Source organism: Streptomyces sp. D2-8, from assembly GCF_023184515.1.
GTDB lineage: Bacteria > Actinomycetota > Actinomycetes > Streptomycetales > Streptomycetaceae > Streptomyces.
Genome location: NZ_JAAHBP010000011.1, coordinates 66,206 through 88,233, shown reverse-complemented (window position 1 = coordinate 88,233; position 22,028 = coordinate 66,206). Strand labels below are relative to the sequence as shown.

Annotated in this window: 18 protein-coding genes and 1 pseudogene; 5 read left to right on the top strand and 14 right to left on the bottom strand. The window is 71.1% G+C overall.

Going from position 1 to position 22,028, the window contains the following annotated elements; all coding sequences use genetic code 11:
* Positions 1-29 precede the first annotated feature (29 nt).
* The 8 genes from G3I77_RS20825 to G3I77_RS20790 all read right to left on the bottom strand — a co-directional run bounded on the left by G3I77_RS20825 (position 30) and on the right by G3I77_RS20790 (position 10,009).
* Positions 30-1,313, bottom strand: coding sequence for a thymidine phosphorylase (locus G3I77_RS20825; RefSeq protein WP_248505923.1), 1,284 nt, complete (start codon positions 1,311-1,313; stop codon positions 30-32).
* Positions 1,314-1,398: 85 nt separating this feature from the next.
* Entirely contained in the window at positions 1,399-1,803 is a 405-nt protein-coding gene (locus tag G3I77_RS20820; RefSeq protein ID WP_308311406.1) for a cytidine deaminase, read from the bottom strand.
* Positions 1,800-3,065 (bottom strand): ABC transporter permease, encoded by a 1,266-nt coding sequence (locus G3I77_RS20815; protein WP_248505922.1) that lies wholly within the window; start codon positions 3,063-3,065, stop codon positions 1,800-1,802. Before G3I77_RS20815 ends, G3I77_RS20820 begins: the two co-directional genes overlap by 4 nt.
* Complete coding sequence (locus G3I77_RS20810; protein WP_248505921.1) at positions 3,062-4,180, bottom strand: ABC transporter permease; 1,119 nt, start codon at positions 4,178-4,180, stop codon at positions 3,062-3,064. Before G3I77_RS20810 ends, G3I77_RS20815 begins: the two co-directional genes overlap by 4 nt.
* Complete coding sequence (locus G3I77_RS20805; RefSeq protein ID WP_248505920.1) at positions 4,180-5,751, bottom strand: ABC transporter ATP-binding protein; 1,572 nt, start codon at positions 5,749-5,751, stop codon at positions 4,180-4,182. The genes G3I77_RS20810 and G3I77_RS20805 overlap by 1 nt, the downstream gene beginning before the upstream one ends.
* A gap of 211 nt (positions 5,752-5,962) precedes the next feature.
* The gene (locus G3I77_RS20800; RefSeq protein WP_248505919.1) at positions 5,963-7,009 is read right to left on the bottom strand and encodes a BMP family protein; all 1,047 of its coding nucleotides are present in this window, start codon (positions 7,007-7,009) and stop codon (positions 5,963-5,965) included.
* Positions 7,010-7,283: 274 nt separating this feature from the next.
* On the bottom strand, positions 7,284-8,327 hold the full coding sequence (locus tag G3I77_RS20795; protein WP_248505918.1) for a BMP family protein: 1,044 nt from the start codon (positions 8,325-8,327) through the stop codon (positions 7,284-7,286).
* A 449-nt stretch (positions 8,328-8,776) separates the two neighbouring features.
* Positions 8,777-10,009 carry a M20 family metallopeptidase gene (locus G3I77_RS20790; protein ID WP_248506122.1) on the bottom strand — a complete coding sequence of 411 codons (1,233 nt, stop codon included), beginning with the start codon at positions 10,007-10,009 and terminating at the stop codon, positions 8,777-8,779.
* A gap of 299 nt (positions 10,010-10,308) precedes the next feature.
* On the opposite strand from G3I77_RS20790, the gene G3I77_RS20785 reads away from it, so the two are divergent.
* The gene (locus tag G3I77_RS20785; protein ID WP_248505917.1) at positions 10,309-11,001 is read left to right on the top strand and encodes a class I SAM-dependent methyltransferase; all 693 of its coding nucleotides are present in this window, start codon (positions 10,309-10,311) and stop codon (positions 10,999-11,001) included.
* 281 nt (positions 11,002-11,282) lie between these two features.
* On the opposite strand, the gene G3I77_RS20780 is transcribed toward G3I77_RS20785, so the two are convergent.
* The 4 genes from G3I77_RS20780 to G3I77_RS20765 are packed head-to-tail and all read right to left on the bottom strand — an operon-like array spanning position 11,283 to position 16,198.
* Positions 11,283-12,509 carry a hypothetical protein gene (locus G3I77_RS20780; RefSeq protein ID WP_248505916.1) on the bottom strand — a complete coding sequence of 409 codons (1,227 nt, stop codon included), beginning with the start codon at positions 12,507-12,509 and terminating at the stop codon, positions 11,283-11,285.
* A 47-nt stretch (positions 12,510-12,556) separates the two neighbouring features.
* Positions 12,557-13,495, bottom strand: coding sequence for an N-acetylneuraminate synthase family protein (locus G3I77_RS20775; RefSeq protein WP_248505915.1), 939 nt, complete (start codon positions 13,493-13,495; stop codon positions 12,557-12,559).
* 13 nt (positions 13,496-13,508) lie between these two features.
* Positions 13,509-14,783: an N-acylneuraminate cytidylyltransferase gene (locus tag G3I77_RS20770; protein WP_248505913.1), complete on the bottom strand. Its 1,275-nt coding sequence runs from the start codon at positions 14,781-14,783 to the stop codon at positions 13,509-13,511.
* Between the two features lie 44 nt (positions 14,784-14,827).
* Positions 14,828-16,198 (bottom strand): DUF6716 putative glycosyltransferase, encoded by a 1,371-nt coding sequence (locus tag G3I77_RS20765; protein WP_308311405.1) that lies wholly within the window; start codon positions 16,196-16,198, stop codon positions 14,828-14,830.
* Between the two features lie 198 nt (positions 16,199-16,396).
* Here G3I77_RS20765 and G3I77_RS20760 point away from each other — a divergent pair, with 198 nt between their 5' ends.
* The 4 genes from G3I77_RS20760 to G3I77_RS20745 all read left to right on the top strand — a co-directional run bounded on the left by G3I77_RS20760 (position 16,397) and on the right by G3I77_RS20745 (position 21,020).
* Positions 16,397-17,383, top strand: coding sequence for a glycosyltransferase family 2 protein (locus tag G3I77_RS20760; protein WP_248505910.1), 987 nt, complete (start codon positions 16,397-16,399; stop codon positions 17,381-17,383).
* Complete coding sequence (locus tag G3I77_RS20755) at positions 17,383-18,714, top strand: alpha-2,8-polysialyltransferase family protein (RefSeq protein WP_248505908.1); 1,332 nt, start codon at positions 17,383-17,385, stop codon at positions 18,712-18,714. The genes G3I77_RS20760 and G3I77_RS20755 overlap by 1 nt, the downstream gene beginning before the upstream one ends.
* Positions 18,715-18,887: 173 nt before the next feature.
* Positions 18,888-20,042, top strand: a complete 1,155-nt coding sequence (locus tag G3I77_RS20750; protein WP_374385968.1) for an acyltransferase family protein — start codon at positions 18,888-18,890, stop codon at positions 20,040-20,042.
* A gap of 63 nt (positions 20,043-20,105) precedes the next feature.
* Positions 20,106-21,020: a class I SAM-dependent methyltransferase gene (locus G3I77_RS20745; protein ID WP_248505907.1), complete on the top strand. Its 915-nt coding sequence runs from the start codon at positions 20,106-20,108 to the stop codon at positions 21,018-21,020.
* Positions 21,021-21,034: 14 nt separating this feature from the next.
* Here G3I77_RS20745 and G3I77_RS20740 read toward each other — a convergent pair.
* Both G3I77_RS20740 and leuE read right to left on the bottom strand, forming a co-directional pair.
* Positions 21,035-21,296, bottom strand: a pseudogene (locus tag G3I77_RS20740) (TetR/AcrR family transcriptional regulator C-terminal domain-containing protein); the annotation flags it as partial.
* Positions 21,297-21,362: 66 nt separating this feature from the next.
* Positions 21,363-22,010: a leucine efflux protein LeuE gene (gene leuE / locus G3I77_RS20735; RefSeq protein ID WP_248505905.1), complete on the bottom strand. Its 648-nt coding sequence runs from the start codon at positions 22,008-22,010 to the stop codon at positions 21,363-21,365.
* Positions 22,011-22,028 lie beyond the last annotated feature (18 nt).

Sequence of the window (22,028 nt, the reverse complement as noted above, 5' to 3'; positions counted from 1 at the left end):
GGGGACCGTCACCCCGTACCAGGCCGGGATCAGGCGATCCGCTCCAGCACGACCGGCGACGCCGTGAAGTCCGTGCCGGGTGCTGCGACGTCGTAGGAGTCCTCGATCGCCTGGAGGGCGTACTCGAAGCGCTCCGGGGTGTCGGTGTGGAGGGTCAGGAGGGGCTGGCCCTCGGTGACCGTGTCGCCCGGCTTGGCGTGCATCTCGACACCCGCGCCCGCCTGCACCGGGTCCTCCTTGCGGGCCCGGCCGGCGCCCAGGCGCCAGGCCGCGACGCCGATGTCGTAGGCGTCGAGCCGGGTCAGGACGCCCGAGGCCGGGGCCTTGATCACGTGCTGCTCGCGGGCCACCGGAAGCGTCGCGTCCGGGTCGCCGCCCTGGGCCGCGATCATGCGCCGCCAGACGTCCATCGCGGAGCCGTCGGCCAGGGCCTTCGCCGGGTCGGCGTCCCTGATGCCCGCCGCGTCCAGCATTTCGCGGGCCAGGGCGACCGTCAGCTCGACCACGTCCGCCGGGCCGCCACCCGCCAGGACCTCCACCGACTCGCGGACCTCCAGGGCGTTGCCGGCGGTCAGACCCAGCGGGGTGGACATGTCCGTCAGGAGCGCGACCGTCTTCACGCCGTGGTCGGTGCCGAGGCCGACCATCGTGGAGGCCAGTTCGCGGGCGTCCTCGATGGTCTTCATGAAGGCGCCGGTACCGACCTTCACGTCCAGGACCAGCGAGCCGGTGCCCTCGGCGATCTTCTTGGACATGATCGAGGACGCGATCAGCGGGATCGCCTCGACCGTGCCGGTGACGTCCCGGAGGGCGTAGAGCTTCTTGTCGGCGGGGGCCAGGCCGTCGCCCGCCGCGCAGATGACCGCGCCGGTGGTGTCGAGGACGTTCAGCATCTCCTCGTTGGACAGCAGGGCGCGCCAGCCGGGGATCGACTCCAGCTTGTCCAGCGTGCCGCCGGTGTGGCCGAGGCCGCGGCCCGACAGCTGGGGGACGGCCGCGCCGCAGGCCGCGACCAGGGGGGCCAGCGGCAGCGTGATCTTGTCGCCGACGCCGCCCGTGGAGTGCTTGTCGGCGGTCGGGCGGGACAGGGACGAGAAGTCCATGCGCTCGCCGGAGGCGATCATCGCGGCCGTCCAGCGGGCGATCTCGCGGCGGTTCATGCCGTTCAGCAGGATCGCCATGGCAAGTGCGGACATCTGCTCGTCGGCGACCTCCCCGCGGGTGTACGCGTCGATGACCCAGTCGATCTGTGCGTCGCTGAGCTCGCCGCGGTCCCGCTTGGTGCGGATGACGGAGATGACGTCCATGGCCATGGCTTGGCTTCCTTCCGAGGGTTCCAGAAGCCGTACGGCCCCCCTGAGCCGGTCGCGTGAGCAACTCAGAGGGGCCGCACGGAAGTTACTTGCTGAGGTGTTCCGGGCCGAAGGCCTGGGGCAGCATCCGGGACAGCGGCAGGATCCCCGCCGGTGTCTCCAGCAGGAGATCCGGGCCGCCGAACTCGTGGAGCAGCTGGCGGCAGCGGCCGCACGGGACGAGCGTGTCGCCGTCGCGGTCGACGCAGGTGAAGTGCGTCAGCCGGCCGCCGCCGGTGTTGTGCAGCTCGGACACCAGGCCGCATTCGGCGCAGAGTCCGAGGCCGTACGAGGCGTTCTCGACGTTGCAGCCGGAGATGATCCGGCCGTCGTCGACCAGGGCCGCCACGCCGACCGGGTAGCCGGAGTACGGGGCGTACGCCCGGGACATGGCGTCCCGGGCCACCGCGCGCAGCTTCTCCCAGTCGACGGCCGGGCCGGTGCCGGTCACTTGCCCTGACCCTTCCGGTACGGCATGCCGTTCGCCCGCGGCATCCGCAGCCGCTGTGCGGACAGGGCGAGGACCACCAGGGTGATGACGTACGGCGTGGCGGAGACGACCTGGTTCGGGACCTCGTCGGTGGTCGCGTACCAGGCGAACACCAGGAGGCCGGCGATCAGGGTGGACCCGGCCGGGACGTACTTCTTGCGGACGGCCAGCCAGATGGCGCCGATGATCAGCAGCAGGGCGCCGAGCAGCAGCAGGGCGTGGACGTTGGCGGAGCCGCCGCGCAGGTTGAGGCTGTCGGTGTAGCCGAACAGGCCCGCGCCGAGGGCGAGGCCGCCCGGCATCCAGTTGCCGAAGATCATCGCCGCGAGGCCGATGAAGCCGCGGCCGCTGACCTGGCCCTCCAGGTAGAAGGGGTTGGCCACGATGGACAGGAAGACACCGCCGAGTCCGGCCAGACCGCCGGAGATGACGACGGCGATGTACTTGTACTTGTAGACGTTGACGCCGAGGGACTCGGCGGCGACCGGGTTCTCACCGCAGGAGCGCAGCCGCAGGCCGAAGGCCGTACGCCACAGGATCCACCAGGTGGCGGGGATCAGCGCGACGGCGATCAGGGTCAGCCAGGAGACGTTGGTGACCAGGCCGCCGAGCAGGCCGGCGATGTCGGAGATGAAGAACCAGCCCTGGTTGTTGAGGTCCCTGAGCGCGTCGGACAGGCCCGGCACGGTGAAGTTGCCGAGGGATTCCACCGCCGGGGACTGCTTGGCGGAGCCGCCGGTGTGGCCCTCGAAGGCGAGGGGCGCGAGGTAGCGGGTGGCGCCGAGGGCGAGGATGTTGATGGCCACACCGGAGACGATGTGGTTGACGTTGAAGGTGACGGTCACGAAGGCGTGCAGCAGACCGCCGATCGCGCCGCCGGCGATGCCCACCAGGACACCGGTCCACGGGCCCCACTGGAAGCCGGCCCAGGCGCCGAACCAGGTGCCGAGGATCATCATGCCCTCGAGGCCGATGTTGACCACGCCCGCGCGCTCGGCCCACAGACCGCCGAGACCGGCGAGGCCGATCGGCACGGCGAGCTGGAGGGCGGTGGACATCTGGCTGACGTTGGTGATGCCGTCGGCGCCGGTGATGAGGCGGACGATCGAGGTGAGCGCCAGGCCTCCGGCGATGATGAGTAGCAGGACGGGCCACGACAGGCGGCGGCCGGTCGGCGCCGCGGGCTGCAGCGTGGGCTGGTTGACGTCGGTCGCGGTGGTCATCGGCCAGCCACCTCCTTCGTGTTCTGAGCGCCGAGGACGTGACCGGCGGCGAGTTCGGCACCGACGCGACGCTGCTGGCGGCGCAGACCCCATTCGCGGACGGCCTCGTAGGAGACCACGACCGAGAGGACGATCAGGCCCTGCATGATGACCGCGATCTCCTTGTCGTAGCCGTGGAAGTCCAGCTCGGGCGAGGCCTTGTCGAGCCAGGCCCACAGCAGGGCGGCGAAGACGATGCCGACGGGGCTGTTGCGGCCGAGCAGGGCGATGCCGATGCCGAGGAAGCCGATGCCGGTGGGGAAGTTCAGGCTGTAGGTGTGGGTGTCGCCGAGCAGGATCGGCAGGCCGGCGAGGCCCGCGATGCCGCCGGAGATCAGCATGGCGCTGAGCACCATGCGCCCCGGGTCGACGCCGCTGGCCGCGGCGGCGGTCTGCGAGGCGCCGGAGGCGCGCAGGTCGAAGCCGAAGCGGGTGCGGTTGAGGACGATCCAGTAGCCGATGCCGAGCAGGGCGGCGAGCAGCACCAGGCCGTAGATCTCACCGGCGTCGCCCATGGGGATGCCGGGGATCCAGCCGGACTCGTACATCTCGCCGGTGGTGTTGTTGTTGCCGACCTTCACACCGAAGACGTTCGGCAGCCACAGGTAGGCGATCACGGAGGTCGCGATCGCGTTGAGCATGATCGTGGCGACGACCTCGCTGACGCCGCGGGTGACCTTGAGGACACCGGCGATGCCGGACCAGAAGGCGCCGGTGAGGACGGCCGTCAGGAGCAGGAGCGGGACCTGGAGCGCGGCGGGCATGTTCACGTGGGCGCCGACGACGGCGGCCATCATGGCGCCGAGCTGGTACTGGCCGTCGACGCCGATGTTGAACAGGTTCATCCGGAAGCCGATGGCCACCGCGAGGGCCGCGATGTAGTACATCGAGGCCTGGTTGATGATCAGGACCTGGATGTCGGAGAAGCCCAGCTGCTCGAACATCAGGGCGAACGGCTCGATGGGGCTCTTGCCCGACGCGAGCAGCACGATCGCGCTCAGCACGAAGGCCACGGCCAGCGCGATGACCGGTCCGGCCACCGCGAGGAGCACGCGCTCCTTGTCGAACTTCTTCATCAGCGGGCCTCGTCTTCCGGAGACTCGGGGGCGTCGGCCTTCGAGATCTCGGGGGTCTCTTCGTGCTCGAGGTGCCCGGTGGCGGCGCCGGTCATGGCCGAGCCGAGCTCCTCGGGGGTGATGGTGGCCGGGTCGGCGTCCGCGACCAGCTTGCCGTTGTAGATCACGCGCAGCGTGTCGGACAGGCCGATCAGCTCGTCCAGGTCCGCGGAGATCAGCAGCACGGCCAGACCCTCGCGGCGGGCCTCGCGGATGTGGTCCCAGATGGCGGCCTGGGCGCCGACGTCCACGCCCCGGGTGGGGTGGGCGGCGATGAGGAAACGCGGCTTGTGGCTCATCTCGCGGCCGACGATCAGCTTCTGCTGGTTGCCGCCGGACAGGGAGGCGGCGGTGACGTCGATACCGGGGGTGCGGACGTCGTAGTCCGTCACGATCCGGCGGGTGTCCTCCTGGGCCGCCTTCGGGTCCAGCCAGACGCCCTTGGCGAGGGGCTTCTCGGTGACGTGGCCGAGGATGCGGTTCTCCCAGAGGGGCGCCTCCAGCAGGAGGCCGTGGCGGTGCCGGTCCTCGGGGATGTAGCCGATGCCCTGCTCGCGGCGCCGGCGGGTGGGCCAGGCCGTGATCTCCTCGTCGGCGAGCCGGATGGTGCCGGAGTCGGCGTGCCGCAGACCGATGAGGGCGTCGACGAGCTCGGTCTGGCCGTTGCCCTCGACACCGGCGATGCCGAGGACCTCACCCGCGTGGATGGTGAAGCTGATGTCGTCGAGGAGGGCCTTGCCGCCGGGGGCCGCGAGGCGCAGCTTGTCGACGGTGATGACCGGGCGGTCGGTGACCGTGGACTCGGCCGTCTCGGGCGTGGGCAGCTCGCTGCCGACCATCATCTCGGCGAGCTGACGGGGCGTCGTCTCGGCGGGGACGGCCGTACCGACGGTGGTGCCGCGGCGGATGACGGTGATCTCGTCGGCGACGGAGAGCACCTCGCCGAGCTTGTGCGAGATGAAGATGACCGACAGGCCTTCGGAGCGCAGTTCGCGCAGGTTGGCGAAGAGGGCGTCCACTTCCTGCGGCACGAGCACGGCGGTCGGCTCGTCGAGGATGAGGGTGGTGGCGCCGCGATAGAGGACCTTGAGGATCTCCACGCGCTGGCGGGCGGCGACGCCGAGCTCCTCGACGAGGAGGTCGGGCTTGACGTCGAGGCCGTAGCGCTCGGAGAGCTCCTTGATCTTGCGGCGGGCCTTGGCGCCGATGCCGTAGAGCTTCTCGCTGCCGAGCACCACGTTCTCGAGGACCGTGAGGTTGTCGGCGAGCATGAAGTGCTGGTGGACCATGCCGATGCCGCGGACGATGGCGTCGGCCGGCGACGAGAAGCTGACCTGCTCGCCGCCCACGGCGATGGTGCCCTCGTCCGGCTTCTGCATGCCGTAGAGGATCTTCATCAGCGTCGACTTGCCGGCGCCGTTCTCACCGACGAGGGCGTGCACGGTGCCCTTGCGGACGCTGAGGTGGATGTCGTGGTTGGCCACGACTCCGGGGAAACGCTTGGTGATCCCGGCGAGTTCGACGGCGGTCACCGATTCGTTGACCGCCGCTCCGGCCGGAGGGCTGCTGGACGCGTTGATGGCGCACTCTCCTGGGGACGGGGGCCGTCTACGCGCGTAGCGCCCCTACGGCATACAAAGGGGCCGACGCCCCGCGCCAACGGGGTACGAGGAGCAGCCTCCCCGCACCCCGTCGAGCGGACGTAACCCCGGGGGTTACCGCCTGCTTCGAGGCAGTCGCTCGTCAGCTGCTCTTGACCTTGATCTCGCCGCTGATGATCTTCTCCTTGGCCGTCTTGATGGCTGCCTGGAGCTCGGCGTCGTCCGCGAACTTCGGGTTGGAGTTCGACAGGCCCACCTCGCCGGTCTTCAGATCGCCACGAACGATACCGGTCTCGGGCTTGCCGTCCTCGACCGACTTCGCCAGGTTGTACACCGCCTTGGCGACGTCCTTCATCGCCGAGGTCAGGATGGAGTCCTTGTACTTGGCAAGGGCTTCCTGCTCGTACTGGTCGGAGTCGACGCCGATGGCCCACACCTTGTTGGCGGCGGCGGCCTCGATGACACCCTGACCGGACAGGCCGGCGGCCGCGTAGACCACGTCGGCCTTCTTCTCGATCTGACCCTCGGCAGCCGTCTTGCCCTTGTCGGGGCTGGCGAAACCGCCCTCCTCGGCCGTCTGGGTGAGGTACTGCGAGAGCACCTTGACCTTCGGGTCGGTGTCCTTGACGCCCTGCGCGAAGCCCGCCTGGAACTTGTGGATCAGCGGGATGTCGACACCGCCGACGAAGCCGACGACCTTGGACTTGCTGGTCTTGGCGGCGGCGACACCGGCCAGGTAGGAGGCCTGCTCCTCGTTGAAGACCAGGTCGGCGACGTTCTTGGTGTTGATCGTGGCGTCGTCGACGATGCCGAAGGTGGTGTCCGGGAACTTCTCCGCGGCGCCCTTCACGGCCGAGGCGTACGCGTAACCGACGCCGATGACCGGGTTGTAGCCCTGCTTGGCCAGCGAGGCGAGGCGCTGCTCCTTGTCGGCGTCAGTCTCGCCCTCGGTGGGCTCCACGTCGGCCGTCTGGTACCCGAACTCCTTCTTCGCCTGCTCGAGGCCGGCGTAGGCCGCGTCGTTGAAGGACTGGTCACCCTTGCCGCCGACGTCGTACGCGATGGCGAGACCCTTGTCGCCCTTCGAGTCCGACGACCCGGAGGTCGAGGTGCTGCCGCAGGCGGAGAGGGCGAGGGCCAGGGAGGCGGTCGCTGCGCCTGCGACCGTGATCCGGGAAATCCGGCGCATGTGTGGGTGCTCCTGTCGTACAAGCGCCGGGACGGAACAGCTTCGGCGCTGGCTTCGCCGCAGATTAACGCGCGTAGACCTGCCTGAAAACCCCTTCTGTCCACCTTGTTATGCGCCCGTGGCCAAGCCATCACCGGGCCTTGGCCGGGGTGTTGCCGACCGCAAACGGGAGGTGGCGCTGGGTGATCCGGTTCCGGGGCGCCGGGAAGCACGGAGCGGGCGGACACCTGGGTGTCCGCCCGCTCCGTCGCCCTGCGACAGCGTTCTGCTCGGTCTACTCGGTCTTGACCTTGATGGAGCCGTCGTTGATGCCCGTCTTGGCCTTGTCCACGGCCTCCTTGAGGCCCGCGACCTTGGCGAACTCCGGGTTGGACTCGGAGAGGCCGACGCCGTTGACCTTCAGGTCGAAGGTCTGCGTGCCGTTCAGCGGCTTGTCGTCCTGGACCGACTTGGACAGCGCGTAGACCGCACCGCCGACGTCCTTGAGCGCGGACGTGAGGATGGAGGCCTTGTACGGCGCGAGAGCGGCCTGCTTGTACTGGTCGGAGTCGACACCGATCGCCCAGACCTTCGCCTTGGCGGCGGCCTCGATGACACCCTGGCCGGACAGACCGGCGGCCGCGTAGAGCACGTCGGCCTTCTTCTCGATCTGCCCCTCGGCGGCGGCCTTGCCCTTGTCGGGGCTGGCGAAACCGCCCTCCTCGGCCGTCTGCGTGAGGTACTGCGACAGGACCTTCACCCCGGGCTTGGTGTCCTCGACGCCCTGCTTGTAGCCGGCCTCGAACTTGTGGATCAGCGGGATGTCCACGCCGCCCACGAAGCCGACGACGTCGCTCTTCGTGGCCTTTGCGGCGGCGACACCGGCGAGGTACGAGGCCTGCTCCTCGGCGAAGACGAGGGAGGCGACGTTCTCGCCCTCGACCACGGAGTCCACGATGCCGAACGTGGTGTCCGGGTACTTGGAGGCCACGGCCTTCATCGCCGGGCCGTAGGCGAACCCGACGCCGATGACCGGGTTGTAGCCCTGCTTGGCCAGCGACGCCAGGCGCTGCTCCTTGTCGGCGTCCGTCTCGCCCTCGGTGGGCTCGATGTCGGCCGTCTTGTAGCCGAACTCGTCCTTGGCCTTCGTCAGGCCGGCGTAGGCGGCGTCGTTGAAGGACTGGTCGCCCTTGCCGCCGACGTCGTACGCGATGGCGACGCCGCGTTCGCTGCTGTCGCTGTCGCCGCTGTCACTGCTGGTGCCGCCGCAGGCCGTGGCGACGAGCCCGAGCGACGCGACCCCCACCGCGACACGGGTCAGTTTGGAAATCCGACGCATCTGAAGTTCCCCATTCTCCAAAGCCCCGCAGTGGGTGCTCGGTTCGGCGCACATTAACGCGCGTAGACACTCCTGGGAACGGTTCGCCGCGGGGCCGTTATCCATTCGTGCCGATGGCCGGTTACGCCCTTGTGAACCACGGGATCGAACGGGGTCGAAAGGTGTACTCGGGGACACGGCACGTGCCTGCTCGCCACGGGCTCCAGGCTGCCGTGGGGCTGCGCCGCTCGCAACCGGAGGCTCCGCCGGGGTTGGCGAGCGGGTCGGCCGGGGGCCCAGGGGTTGTCGCCGCCGGGGCCGGCCAGGGCCAGGGGGCTCGGGGCGTCGCCGCCGGGGCGGCCTGTGGGGGCTCGGGGTGTCGTTCCCGTGCGGCGCCGTCGTGGCTGGTCGCGCGGTTCCCCGCGCCCCCGAGAAGGTGGGACCTCCCCGCGCCCCCAAGTGGGCGGGATCTAGCGGAGCCCGTTGACCAGGGCCGCTGCCGTGAAGAGTTCCACGCCGACGGTGATGGCCGACTCGTCGACGTCGAAGTCGCCCTGGTGGAGGTCGCGCACCTGGCGTTCGCCGGGGGTGCGGACGCCCAGGCGGGCCATGGCGCCGGGGACGCGCTCCAGGTACCAGGAGAAGTCCTCGCCGCCGAGGCTCTGCTCGGTGCCCTCGACGGACTCGACTCCGCGCCGGGCGATCATGGCGTCGCGCAGCAGCTCGGTGACGCCGGGCTCGTTGACGACGGGCGGAACGCCGCGCACGTAGTTGATCTCCGACTTGGCGCGGTACAGGTTGGCGATCTCGTCGATGGCCGCGACCACGACGTCGGGGGCCTGCCGCCACGCGTCGATGTCGAGGCAGCGGACGGTGCCGGAGAGCTCGGCGTGCTGCGGGATCACGTTCGGCGCGTGGCCCGACTCGACGCGGCCCCAGGTGATGGCGAGCCCGCTGCGACTGTCGAAGCGCCGGCCGACCAGCGCGGGCACGTCGGTGACGACGCGGGCCGCGGCGGTGACCAGGTCGGTCGTGAGGTGGGGGCGGGCGGTGTGGCCGCCCGGGCCGTCGAGACCGATCTCCAGCCGGTCGCAGGCGGAGGTGATGGGGCCCTCGCGGAGTCCGATCTTGCCCGCGTCCACGCGCGGGTCGCAGTGCACGGCGATGATCGCGCCGACGCCTTCCAGCGCCCCGCACTTGATGACGTCGGCGGCGCCGCCGGGCAGCACCTCCTCGGCGGGCTGGAAGATCAGCCGCACGGGGCGGGGCAGCGCACCCTGCCGGTGCAGTTCGGCGAGGACGAGGCCGGCGCCGAGCACGACGGTGGTGTGCACGTCGTGACCGCAGGCGTGCGCGCGGTCGGGCACGGTCGAGCGGTACGGGCAGTCCGCCTTGGTGTCCGGGATGGGCAGGCCGTCGATGTCGGCCCGCAGGGCGAGCATGCTGGGACCTCCGTCCCACTGCTCGCCCTCCACGCCGATGTCACAGACGAGTCCGGTCCCCACGGCGAGGACGCGCGGCTTGAGGCCGGCCCGCTCGAGCCGCTCCTTGATCGCGGCGGTCGTGCGGAACTCCTGGTTGCCGAGCTCCGGGTGCATGTGCATGTCGCGTCGGAACGCGATGAGCTCGGCCCGCAGAGCGTCGGGCAGCGCACCGGGAAGTACGGCTCCCCCGGGAAGATCGACCTCGGACTCCGGTGACATCAATTGCTTCACCCTCTGAAGGGTAGGGCGCCGGGGCGGTCTCCTGACCCTGGATCAACAAAACTTCAACCCGATAGGGGAAGAAAATATGACCGCCGGGCGCATAGCTATCAACTGAGATGGGTAAACTGGCCTGCTTTTTAGGCCGGGCCGGGCCGCCCATCCCCCAGAGTGTGACTTCGGCCACATCGGCGTCACGACTCCGGTATCCATCCATCCTCTCCACGGATACCACGCCCTGCGCGGCGAACACGGGCTTGTTCATCTGCCGGACGCGCGCCCCCGCTAGTGTGCGCCTCGTGCGCGCCCCCGATTTCCTACAGTCCACGCAGGCCTCGTACGACGTCATCGCCGAGGCGTATGCCGCCGAACACCCCGACAGCCTGGCCGGGAGACCGCTGGAGAGTGCGCTGCTCACGGTCTTCGCGGAGCTGGCCCGGGCGCTCGAGGGGCCTTCGCGGGCTCCGGTCGCCGACCTCGGCAGCGGCCCCGGGTACGTGGCGGCGCGGTTGCACGGTTTCGGCCAGCCGGTGTTCGGGATCGACGTCTCGCCCCGCATGGTGGCGCTCGCCCGCCGGGCGCATCCGGAGCTGAGGTTCCACGTCGGGTCGATGACGGCGCTGGACCTGCCGGACGAGACGCTCGGGGGCATCGTCGCGCTCTACTCGATCATCCATGTGCCGGACGAGCACCTGCCGTCGGCGTTCGCCGAGTTCCACCGCGTCCTCGCGCCGGGCGCGCCCGTCCTGCTCGGCTTCCAGTCCGGGGAGGAGAGCGGGCATCTGCGCGCGTCCGAGCGCTACGGCCTGGAGATCTCGCTCGACTACCACTGGCGCACGCCGGAATCCGTGGCGGACCTCCTCGCGGAGGCGGGCCTGGACCTGTACGCCCGGGTGCTGCGCGAACCCCAGGGCGAGGAGAGGATGCCGCGCGCGTTCCTGCTCGCACGCAAGCCCGCCGCGGCCGCCGGGCCGGACACCGAGGCCTCCTGACGAGCCCGGCCCGGGCAGCTCGCCGACGCCGGCCCAGGCTCTTCCGCGCGGCGGCGACCGCCCCTGCCGGACACGCCGGGCCAGGGGCGCCCGGTAACACCGTCACGACCGGCCCCCGGCCCGCAGCCGGCACACCGCTGCCGCGGCGCCGGCCCGGGAACGCACCGCGACACCTTCAGCCCGCCCCTGCCCCCGCCGCCACCGCGTCCCGCGCGACCACCGGGCGGCCAACGCGCCACAGCACCGTCGCCAGGGGGCCCGACCGGCCCCTTGAGGAGCCCCTAGCCCGCGGCCACCGCCCCCGCAGCTCCCGCCGTCCCGGCCGGGCCGCTCATGCCCGGGGGAGCCGAGGTGCCGGAGAAGGTCGCCGTCCCGGGGAAGCGCGTCGGGCCGAGTGGGTCCCGGGTGCCCGTGACGGTGTCCGGGTCCGTCGGATCCGTCGGGTCCGTCGGGTCCGTCGGGGACAGCCGGTGGACGTCCCGGGCCGTGCCCGTCACCCCCGACAGGAAGCCCTGGGCCCGCGGGGACGCGGTGTCGGTCAGCCACGCCGGGTCGATGTCGCAGACCGCGACTCGGACCTCCGTGCCGGACAGGGCCAGGGGGAGGGTGTGGACGACCGTGGACGGGAAGCTGAGGACCGTCCGGCCGATGGGGCCGCGGCGGGCGATCAGTTCGAGGGGGAGTTCGGGGCGGACGATCTCCAGGCCCGTAGCGGCCGCGAGGCGGTGGAGCTTGTCCGTGCTCTCGCGGCGGTGGGCGAAGTAGCGGGTGGCGCCATGGGCCCTGGCCAGGGCGTGGACGGCCTCCAGGTAGCGGCCGTCGTCCACCACCCCCGTCTCCACCAGGGACGTGCCCACCATGTCCGCGCCCTTGGTGATGCGCGGCGGGCCGAAGCGGGCCCGGGTCCAGGCGAAGGTGTGGGCGGTGACCGTGACACCCGCGGGGGTCTCCTCCATCGGCATGGAGGAGAAGATCTCGATGTGGCGACGGTCGTCGGGGGTCAGCCGGCGGCGGGCCGAGGCCGACACCGGCGCGAAGATCACGTCCCGCGGGCCGGGGCGGCCGCCCTTACGGTGCCAGCGCACCAGCCGTTCGCCCCGGGCCAGCTGCCCGACGAACTCCATCGTCGCCGTGCCGTCGTCGACGACGACCAGGTCACGGGCGCGGGTGATCGTCAGCAGCAGCTGGACGTAGCGGGAGAAGGGGTCCCCCAGCACGACCCGGCGCGCCCTGCGGAGCAGGCCGGTCAGGCCGCCGACGGTCTGGAAGGGCGCCAGGGGCCCGCCGCGCGCTTCCTCCCAGCGGACCTGGTGCCCCTCGTCGCGGGCCAGGTCGGACATCCGCCGCAGCTGGCCGCGCGTCATCGGGTCGACGGGCGACAGCACCACGAGGGTGAGCCCCACGCCGGGCGCGTGCGCGTGCGCCCACTCCAGCACGTTCAGCAGCTGTACCGGGCTCTCGACGAAGGCGAGAGTGTGGGGGCCGGCGTTCCCGGCGCGGGGGCTCATCGACGTACGACCGTCCCGTCGTAAGGGGGGTTGTGGGGGTGGTGCGTTCAGACGCCGACCGGCTCGCCCGCCGCGTCGGCGATCTCCGCCTCGGCGACCACACCGGCGACGCGGCGCAGCTTCTTCATCGGGCCGAGCTCGGACTCGTAGACCTTCTTGACGCCGTCACCGAGGGAGGCCTCGATGGTGCGGATGTCGCGGACGAGGCGCGTGAGGCCCTGCGGCTCCACGGACGCGGCCTGGTCCGAGCCCCACATGGCGCGGTCGAGGGTGATGTGGCGCTCGACGAAGGTGGCGCCCAGGGCGACCGCGGCGAGGGTGGTCTGCAGGCCGGTCTCGTGGCCGGAGTAGCCGATCGGGACGTTCGGGAACTCCTGCTGGAGGGTGTTGATGACGCGCAGGTTGAGCTCGTCGGCCTTCGCCGGGTAGGTCGACGTGGCGTGGCACATCAGGATGTTGTCGGAGCCGAGGACCTCGACCGCGTGGCGGATCTGCTTCGGCGTCGACATGCCGGTGGAGAGGATCACCGCGCGGCCCGTGGAGCGCAGGGCCTGCAGCAGCTCGTCGTCCGTGAGGGAGGCGGAGGCGACCTTGTGGGCGGGGACGTCGAACTTCTCCAGGAAGGCGACGGCCTCGGTGTCCCACGGGGAGGCGAACCAGTCGATGTTCTTCGACTTGCAGTAGTCGTCGATGGCGCGGTACTCGTCCTCGCCGAACTCCACGCGGTGGCGGTAGTCGATGTAGGTCATCCGGCCCCAGGGCGTGTCGCGCTCGATGTCCCACTGATCGCGCGGGGTGCAGATCTCCGGGGTGCGCTTCTGGAACTTGACGGCGTCGCAGCCGGCCTCGGCGGCGGCGTCGATCAGCTTGAAGGCGTTCTCCAGCTCGCCGTTGTGGTTGATGCCGATCTCGCCGCAGACGTAGACCGGGCGGCCCGGGCCGACCTCGCGCGAACCGAACCGGCGGATACGGGAGTTGGTGCTCATGGCAGAGATGTCCTTACTTGGTGAGGGAATCGAGAGAGGGGCCGAGGATCCAGCTGGCGATCTCTCGGATCGCGCCGTCGCCACCGGGGACGGTGGTGACCGCGCGTGCGGCGCCGCGCACGACGTCGTGGGCGCTCGCGACCGCCACGGGCCAGCCCACGAGGGCGAAGCACGGGAGGTCATTGACGTCGTTGCCGACGTAGAGCACGCGCTCCGGCGCGATGCCCTGCTCCTCGCACCACTGCTTCAGCGCGAGGTCCTTGCGGTCGATGCCGTGCAGCACCGGGAGCTTGAGCTTCCGGGCCCGGGCGGCGACCACAGGGTTCTGTTCCGTGGACAGGATCAGCATCTTCAGGCCGCTCCTGCGGAGGGCCGCGATGCCCAGTCCGTCCCCGCGGTGCACGGAGACGAACTCCCGTCCGTCGGAGTCGACGAGCACCCGGTCGTCGGTCTGGGTGCCGTCGAAGTCGAGGACGACCGCGTCGATGTCGTCGGCGGTCGGGAGCGCGCCGGGCCGGTCCGCGTCGAAGAGCGGGGCGAGGGCCCGGGCGCGGGCGAGGTCGTGCGGGTCGTCGATCTCCAGCACGCGCGCGGGGTCCGTGCGGACCAGCTCGGTGCGGCCGAAGAAGCGGTGCCGGTGCTTGCGGAAGCCGGTCGCCTCCATGGCGTAGGCGGCGCCGGTCTCCAGCAGGTCCTGGGGGCGGTCCTGGCGGCGGGGCCGGAAGGACTTGTCGTGGTTGACGCCGTAACCGCCGCCGACCGCGGCGTCCTGCTCCGCGACGGATCCGGCAGCGACGACGTCCTCGGCGGACTCGGCGTCCCGCCAGATGAACCCGTGGAACGGTGCCACGGTCACCGCGGTGTCGGCGCCGTTCTCGGCGATCGCGCCCGCCACCCCGTCGATGTCCTCGCGGACGATGAACGGGCTGGTGCACTGCACGAGCAGGACGACGTCCACCGGCGCCCCGTGCAGGGCCTCGTGGGCGTCCATGGCGTGCAGGACGGCGGCCTCGGAGGTGGCCGTGTCGCCGGCGATGGCGGCGGGCCGCAGCACGACCTCGGCGCCGGCCTGGCGGGCGGCGGCCGCGATGGCCTGGTCGTCGGTGGAGACCACGACGTCGGTCACCAGCCGGGCCGACCGGCACTCGCGCACCGCCCGGGCCACCAGCGGGACACCGCCGACGGGCAGGAGGTTCTTCGCGGGCACGCCCTTGGAGCCGCCGCGCGCGGGGATCACCGCGAGCACGCGGCGCACCGAGGCGCCTCGGCCCGCTTCGGGTCGGGACATGGGGACTACTCCTTGGGCTCCGTGGGCGGAGGTCTCGGGGCGGCTCACAGCTCGCCCATCCGCCGGATGACGGGCGCCACGCGCTGCACGCCGTGCCGGTAGGCGCCGCGCGCCGCCCGGCGCACGATCTGCCGGACCGGTCCGGGCTCCGTGTCGGCGGCGGGCGCGCCGGGCAGCGGGGTGCCGTCCGGGCCGAGGTGGTGGCGGGCGAGGATCCCGGGCAGATAGCCGGGTGCGGTGACGGGGGTGTAGTACGGGGTCAGCGGGGGCAGGCCGCCGGGCCGGTCGAGCAGCTCGGCGATGCGTGTGCGTGCCGCGTCGAAGGCGGAGTCATAGGATCCGTCCGCCGCGACGCCCTGCCGGGAGACCCACTCCTCGTCGGGCTCGGGCCGGTGCCCGGCGTCGAGCTGGTCCCAGGAGGCGAGGCAGCCGGAGCCCACGAAGTGGTGGTTGCCGAGCGACTCGCGGATGCCGAGGTCCGTCAGCACGACGGTCGGCACACGGCGGTGCAGCGACTCCAGGGCGGCGGTGGAGCTGACCGTCACCAGCAGGTCGGTGCGGTCGAGGACCTCGCCCATGTTCCCGTACACCAGGCGGAAGTTGTCCGGCGGATCGAGGCGCTGCACCAGCTTCTGGTACGGCAGTTCCTCGATGTGGGTGGTGTGTTCGCCCGGCTTGGAGCGCAGCTTCAGCAGCACCTCGCGCTCGGGGTGCCTGCGGGCGTGCTGCACCAGCCGGTTCAGCAGGTACGTACGGTCCTTGCGGCTCTCCGGGACGGAGGGCTGGGCGGCGAAGACGACCGTGGAGGGCCTGCGCCCCTGCTCCGCGGAGGGACCGTGCTCGCCTTCGTACGGCGCTCCCCCGAGGAACGGCAGAGCCACCTCGGTCACCGCGGAGGCGTCGGCGCCGACCCCTTCGTAGACGGCCCGGAAACGGTCCGCGTCCTGGCGGGAGTTGGCGAGGACCAGGTCCGCCCCGTGCCGCAGCAGCAGGCCGTCGGCGAGCTTCTCGTAGACGACGCCGACGTAGCCGGTGACGACGACGGGCCGCTCGGTGCGGTCCTGCCAGACGCGCCCCAGGCCGTGCAGCATCGCCTGCACACCGCCGCCGACGAGGGAGAGGACCAGGACGTCGTAGGACTCCTCGGCCATGGCGCGCAGGAACTCGACGGCGGTGACCTCCCGCAGCGAGTCGGCGCGCACGCCCACTTCCGCCAGCTGGCGCGGGGTGGGCGTCGCCCGGCCGCGCAGCAGGAATCCGTCGAGGAGGGGGCCGACTTGCGCGCCCTCGCGCGGTGCGGTTTCCATGGACGGTCCCGGGGCGATGCGGTCCGCGGTCAGCGCACCCCATTTCCATCGGGTGTCTGAGTCCGCGAGGACGGCGATTCGCGGGCGCTTCGGTGTACTTACTGGCACGTCGAAGACGCTAGGAAGCGAATCCGAGGTATGGCGGAACCGCGACTCAACGAAAAGTTAACAACAGCCCACCGAGAGCCGAACTGGCCTGCTGGAAAGCGGGAAGTACACGGGGTGCACCGTTCTGACACATGGAGTTCACTCGGTGTACCTTCACCGGAAAGTTCCGCTGCCGGGCGGGCTCCTAACGTTTTGCGGGTGCCTAAGCTTTCCGTGATCGTGCCGTTCTACAACGTGCAGCAATATGCCCCGGACACCCTCAGAAGCCTTCGGTTGAACGCCGACCGCGATTTCGAGTTCATCCTGGTCGACGACCATTCGAAGGACGAAACTCCGGCCATTCTCGAACGAGCGGCCGAGGACCTTTCGGATGTCGCCCAGGTGCGGTACATCCGCCACGAACAGAACGGTGGGCTCGCCACCGCCCGCAACACCGGCCTGGACGCGGCGCAGGGCGAGTACCTGACGTTCCTGGACGGCGACGACTGGCTGGCCCCCGGCTACCTCACCGAACTGGTGTCCGCGATGGACGACTTGGGGTGCGACTTCGTGCGCACCGACCATGTCCAGGCCACCGCGCGCGCCCGTTCCGTGCACCGGGTCCCGGTCGGACGGCGCTGGGAGGCGTTCGACCCGCGGGAGGCGATCCTCCCCGCCCACCGCTCCACCTCCGTGGACTACGCCTACGCCTGGGCCGGCGCGTACCACCGCCGGCTCGTCGACAAGGGCGTGCTCCACTTCACCCACGGGCTGCGCACGGCCGAGGACCGGCCGTGGATCTGGAAGCTGCACCGGGAGGCGGAGTCGTTCGCCGTGGTGAGCCTGCTGGGCGTGTTCTACCGCCGCGGGGTCGCCTCGTCCCTGACGCAGATCGGCGACGTCCGCCAGCTCGACTTCATCCGGGCCTTCGACCAGGTGATCGAGGAGACGGCCGCGGACCGCGAGGCCGACCGGCTGCTGCCCAAGGCGGTGCGGACGTACTGCGCGATCATCGCCCACCACCTCTCCAACGAAGACAGGTTCGAACCGGCCGTGGCCAGGCAGCTGCGGTCGATGAGCGCGGCGGCCATCCGGCGCATGCCGCAGGACGCACTCGCCGACGCACTGGAGGCCATGGACATGGACCGCTCGTCCAAGCTGCGGCGGCTGCGGCGCCGGGTGACCACGACGGGAGCGGCCGCCTGATGCCCGGGACCACTCAGATCTTCTGCGCCTCGACGCTGTACGGCGTCGCCACCCTGGCCGCCGCTATCGACTCCGACCTCTTCGAGGAACCGGACCGCCGGGTGCTGCTGGTGTTCAACAACTCCGCGACCCCGGAGACCACTCCGGCCCTCGACGAGATGCCGGGCTTCGCCCCGCTGCGTGAGCACTTCGACGAGGTGCTGTCCTGGAACGAGGCCATCCGCCCCTTCCACCCGGGGGCCTGGGCGCCGCGCGCCGACGACATCCCGCTGTTCGAGCGTTATCTGCGGATGCTGTGGGGCCTCGGCGACGACCGGGTGAGCCTGGTGCTGGAGTCCATCCAGGTCGCGCCCGCGCTCACGGTGGCCCAGCTGTTCACCGACGCCCCCGTCGACGTCTACGCCGACGGGCTGATGAGTTACGGCCCCACCCGCAACAAGCTCGACCCGCTGGTCGGCACGCGCGTACGGCGGCTGCTGCACCTCGACCTGGTGCCGGGACTCACGCCGATGCTGCTCACCGAGTTCGGTGTGCCGGCGCATTTGGTGCCCTCACCCGCGTTCCTGAAGGTGCTCGGCGAGGTCACCGAGACCGTGCCCGAACTGCCGGACCTGCCCGGCGACTCGGCGCTGCTGCTCGGCCAGTACCTGTCGGCGCTGAACATCCTCTCCCCCGAGGAGGAAGAGGACCTGCACGTGCGGATGATGCGGGGCGCCGTCGCCCGTGGCCACCGCACGGTCGTCTTCAAGCCCCACCCGACCGCACCGGCCCGCTACAGCCGCGCCCTGGAGACCGAGGCGGAGAAGCTCGGTGTGGACCTCACGGTCCTGGACACGCCCGTGCTCGCCGAGGTGCTGTTCGACCGGGCCCGGCCCGCGCTGGTCGTCGGCTGCTTCTCGACCGCGCTGTTCACGGCCTCCGCGTTCTACGACCTGCCGGTCGCCCGCATCGGAACCGAGCTGCTGCTGGAGCGGCTGACGCCGTACCAGAACAGCAACCGGGTTCCGACCACCCTGGCGGACGCGCTGCTGCCCGATCTGGCGAGCGGCGAGGACGGTGACGTCCTGCCGGCCGAGCGGCTGTCCGCCCTGGTCACGGCCGTCGGGTTCACCATGCAGCCGCAGATCCACCCGGAGCTGCGCCCGCAGGCGGAGCAGTTCCTCGCCCGGCATCTCGGCCCGCGCACCCGGCGCTACTTCAAGAAGCGCCGTCTCACCGCGCTCGGACTGCCCGGGGGTATTCCGCAGCGGCTGGCGTTCCTGCCGCGCAACTCCACGGCACGCCGGGTGGTACGGCGGGCCCGGGCCCTGCGCAAGGCGGTGCGCCGCTGAGCCGGTCCCGCCCGGCGGCCCGCCCCGGCGACATCCAGATGAACCCATGGGGACGGGCGGGCGAAGCCTGTCGCCGTCGAACATCATTGCGTCAACTCGCGTCCTAGGGTGACAGGCGCCCGCCCACAGGCGGCTCAGGCGAAGGACATACGAGCCACACAGAGGTTTCCAGCGTGACCGAGACGGTCGTCAGCACCCGTAAGCCCCAGGCCGGCGTCGCCCCGCTGGTCGAACCAGCGGGCGCCACGACCCACCCACGGCGCAGAGCGGACTCCGCCGGCCGGCTGCGCGCCCTCGACGGACTGCGGCTGGTGGCCGCGCTGATGGTGGCGCTGTACCACTACGGCGGGCGCGGCGGTGAGGTCGCCCAGGCCTGGGGCACCTCACCCAGGGACCAGTTCCCCACCCTGCACTCGCTGTTCGCCTACGGCTGCCTCGGCGTCCAGGTCTTCTTCGTGATCAGCGGGTTCGTGATCTGCATGAGCGGCTGGGGCCGTCCCCTGACGTCGTTCTTCGCCTCCCGGGCCTCCCGGCTGCTGCCCGCCTACTGGGTGGCGGTGCTCATCGTCACGGCGGTGTTCGCGCTGCCGGTGGTGGCCTACAAGGCGGTCTCGCCCAGCGACGCGCTGGTGAACCTGACCATGCTGCAGATGCCGCTCGGCGTGGACCGGGTGCTCGGGGTGTGCTGGACCCTGTGGGCGGAGGTCCGCTTCTACGCGCTGTTCGCGCTGTGCGTCGTGCTCCCGGGGGCGGACCGCTGCCGGGTGATCATGTTCTGCGCGGGCTGGATGCTGGCGGCGGTGATCGCCGAGAACGCGAACATGCCGCTGCTCGACATCGTTCTGATGCCCGAGTACGCGCCCTTCTTCATCGGCGGTGTCGGCCTCTACCTCGTGCACCGCGACCGGCGGGACGTCTACGGGTGGGGCATCGTGGCCGTCAGCTGGCTGATCGGCCAGCACTACGCGGTGCGGGGGCTGTGGCACGCGCCCGACCCGGAGGCGTTCTCCTACCGCTCCTCGTTCGGGATCGTCGCCGTCGTGACCCTCGGCTTCGTGACGGTCGCCGCGATCGCGCTGGGCCTGCTGAGCCGGGTGAACTGGCGGTGGCTGACGGTCGCGGGAGCGCTGACGTACCCCTTCTACCTGGTCCACGAGCACCTCGGCTGGGTGGTGATCCACGCCCTGCACCGCGGTCTCGGGCTGCCGTCGGGGGTGACGTTCGCGCTGACGGTGACGTCAATGCTGCTGCTGGCGTTGTTGCTGAACAAGTATGTGGAGAAGCCGCTGACGCCCCGGCTGCGGGCAGCGCTGGCGAAGGCCCGCTGACCTGTTCACGGCACGTTCAACCGGCCGTCGGTTTGGGCAACGCTCGGAGAGAAGGCTCGTCTCATGACCAACGCACAAGCGACCGACAAGCACCCCGGCGAACTCGCCGACGTCCCGGGCTGGTTCCCGGCGCTGGACCAGATGCTGTTCACCTGGTTCCTGGAACAGCAGAAGAAGGCCGGCACAAAGGGCGACCTGCTGGAGCTCGGCGTCTACATGGGCAAGAGCGCGATCCTCCTCGGCCACCACCTCCAGGACGGCGAACTGTTCACCGTCTGCGACCTGTTCGAGGGCGACGCCCCGGACGAGGCCAACAAGGCGGAGTCCTCGAAGTCGTACGCCTCGCTCACCCAGCAGGCGTTCGAGCGGAACTACCTCTCCTTCCACGACACCCTGCCGACGGTGATCACCGGCCCCAGCTCCCTGGTGTCCGAGAAGGTGGCGGCGGACACCTGCCGCTTCATCCACATCGACGCCTCGCACCTGTACGAGCACGTCCACGGCGACATCGGCGCGGCCCGCGACATCCTGCTGCCCGAGGGCGTCGTGGTCCTCGACGACTTCCGGTCCGAGCACACCCCGGGTGTCTCGGTCGCCGCCTGGGAGGCCGTCCTCAACCGCGGTCTGCGCCCGATCTGCCTCAGCACGCAGAAGCTCTACGCCACCTGGGGCGATCCCGAACCGCTCCAGGAGGAGCTGCTCGCGATGCTCCAGCAGCGCTCGGACTGCGGGGTGAGCGTGCAGGAGGCGGCGGGGCACCGGCTGATCCGGGCCCGCTCCCGGGGCATGAAGCCGCCGTCGTTCCCGCCCTCACGGCACTACGTGGAGCCGGTGCCCGCGCCGGCCCCCACGGTCGCCGAGTCGCGTGCGGCGCGCCCGGCCCGGCCCGCCCCGTCCCGGATCCGCCGGCTCGCCAAGGACCTGCTGCCGCCGGTGATCACCCGGGCCGTACGGCGGGCCCGCGCGAAACGGTCCTGACGCGCCGGACCGCGTCATGAGACCCCGTAGCGCGCCCCGATCCCCCCGATCACGAGGGCGAGTCCCTCCTCGAAGTGCCGGTCGTAGTCCTCGAAGATCTCCGCGCCCGCCTGAGCTGCTCGATGCCGGTGAAGCGTGAGCCGCTGAACACCTTCGCGCGTCCCGGTAGCCGAGCCGGGCCGCGCGCAGGCCCCGGTTGGCCTTCAGCAGCCGCTCCTGCCCGATGTCGGCCGGATCGAGCGCGGTTCCGGCGACCATCCGGCGGTGCACCTCCGTCCCGGGGACACGGCGGCCGGACTCCCGGACTACCTGGCCCGCTTCGGCCGGTGCCAGGCCGGGGCCCTACGAACTCGCCAGTGACAGCTTCACCGCGAACCCCAGGAACAGCGCACCCGCCGCCGAGGTCGCACCCGCCGACAGGCGCCTGCGGCGGCGGAAGGCGGCGGCCAGCCTGGTGCCGCCGAATATCAGCGCGCTGAGGTAGAGCACGCTGGCGAGCTGGGCGAGGGTGCCGAGGACGACGAAGGACAGGGCGGGGTAGGCGTACCCCGGGTCCACGAACTGCACGAAGAAGGCGACGAAGAAGAGGATCGCCTTGGGGTTGACCAGGCTGACGACGAAGGCGCGGCGGAAGGGCCGCTCCTCGGCGGGCGCGGGCGCGTCGTCACCGGCGGTCCGCTCCCCGCGCGTCCGCCACATGCTCCACGCGGCCCGCAGCATGCCGATGGCCAGCCAGGTCAGATACCCGGCCCCCGCGTACTTCACGAGGGCGAACAGCACGGCGTTCGCCTGGAGCAGCGAGGCGACTCCGGCCGCGGACAGCGTCATCAACACCGCGTCCCCGCACCAGACTCCGGCAGCGGCGGTGTACCCGGCACGCACGCCACGGCGGGCGGCCACGGACAGCACGTACAGCGAGTTGGGGCCGGGCAGCAGGACGATCAGCACGAGGCCCGCCAGGTAGGTGGGCAGATCGATGACACCGAACATGCGCATGAGTGTCGCACG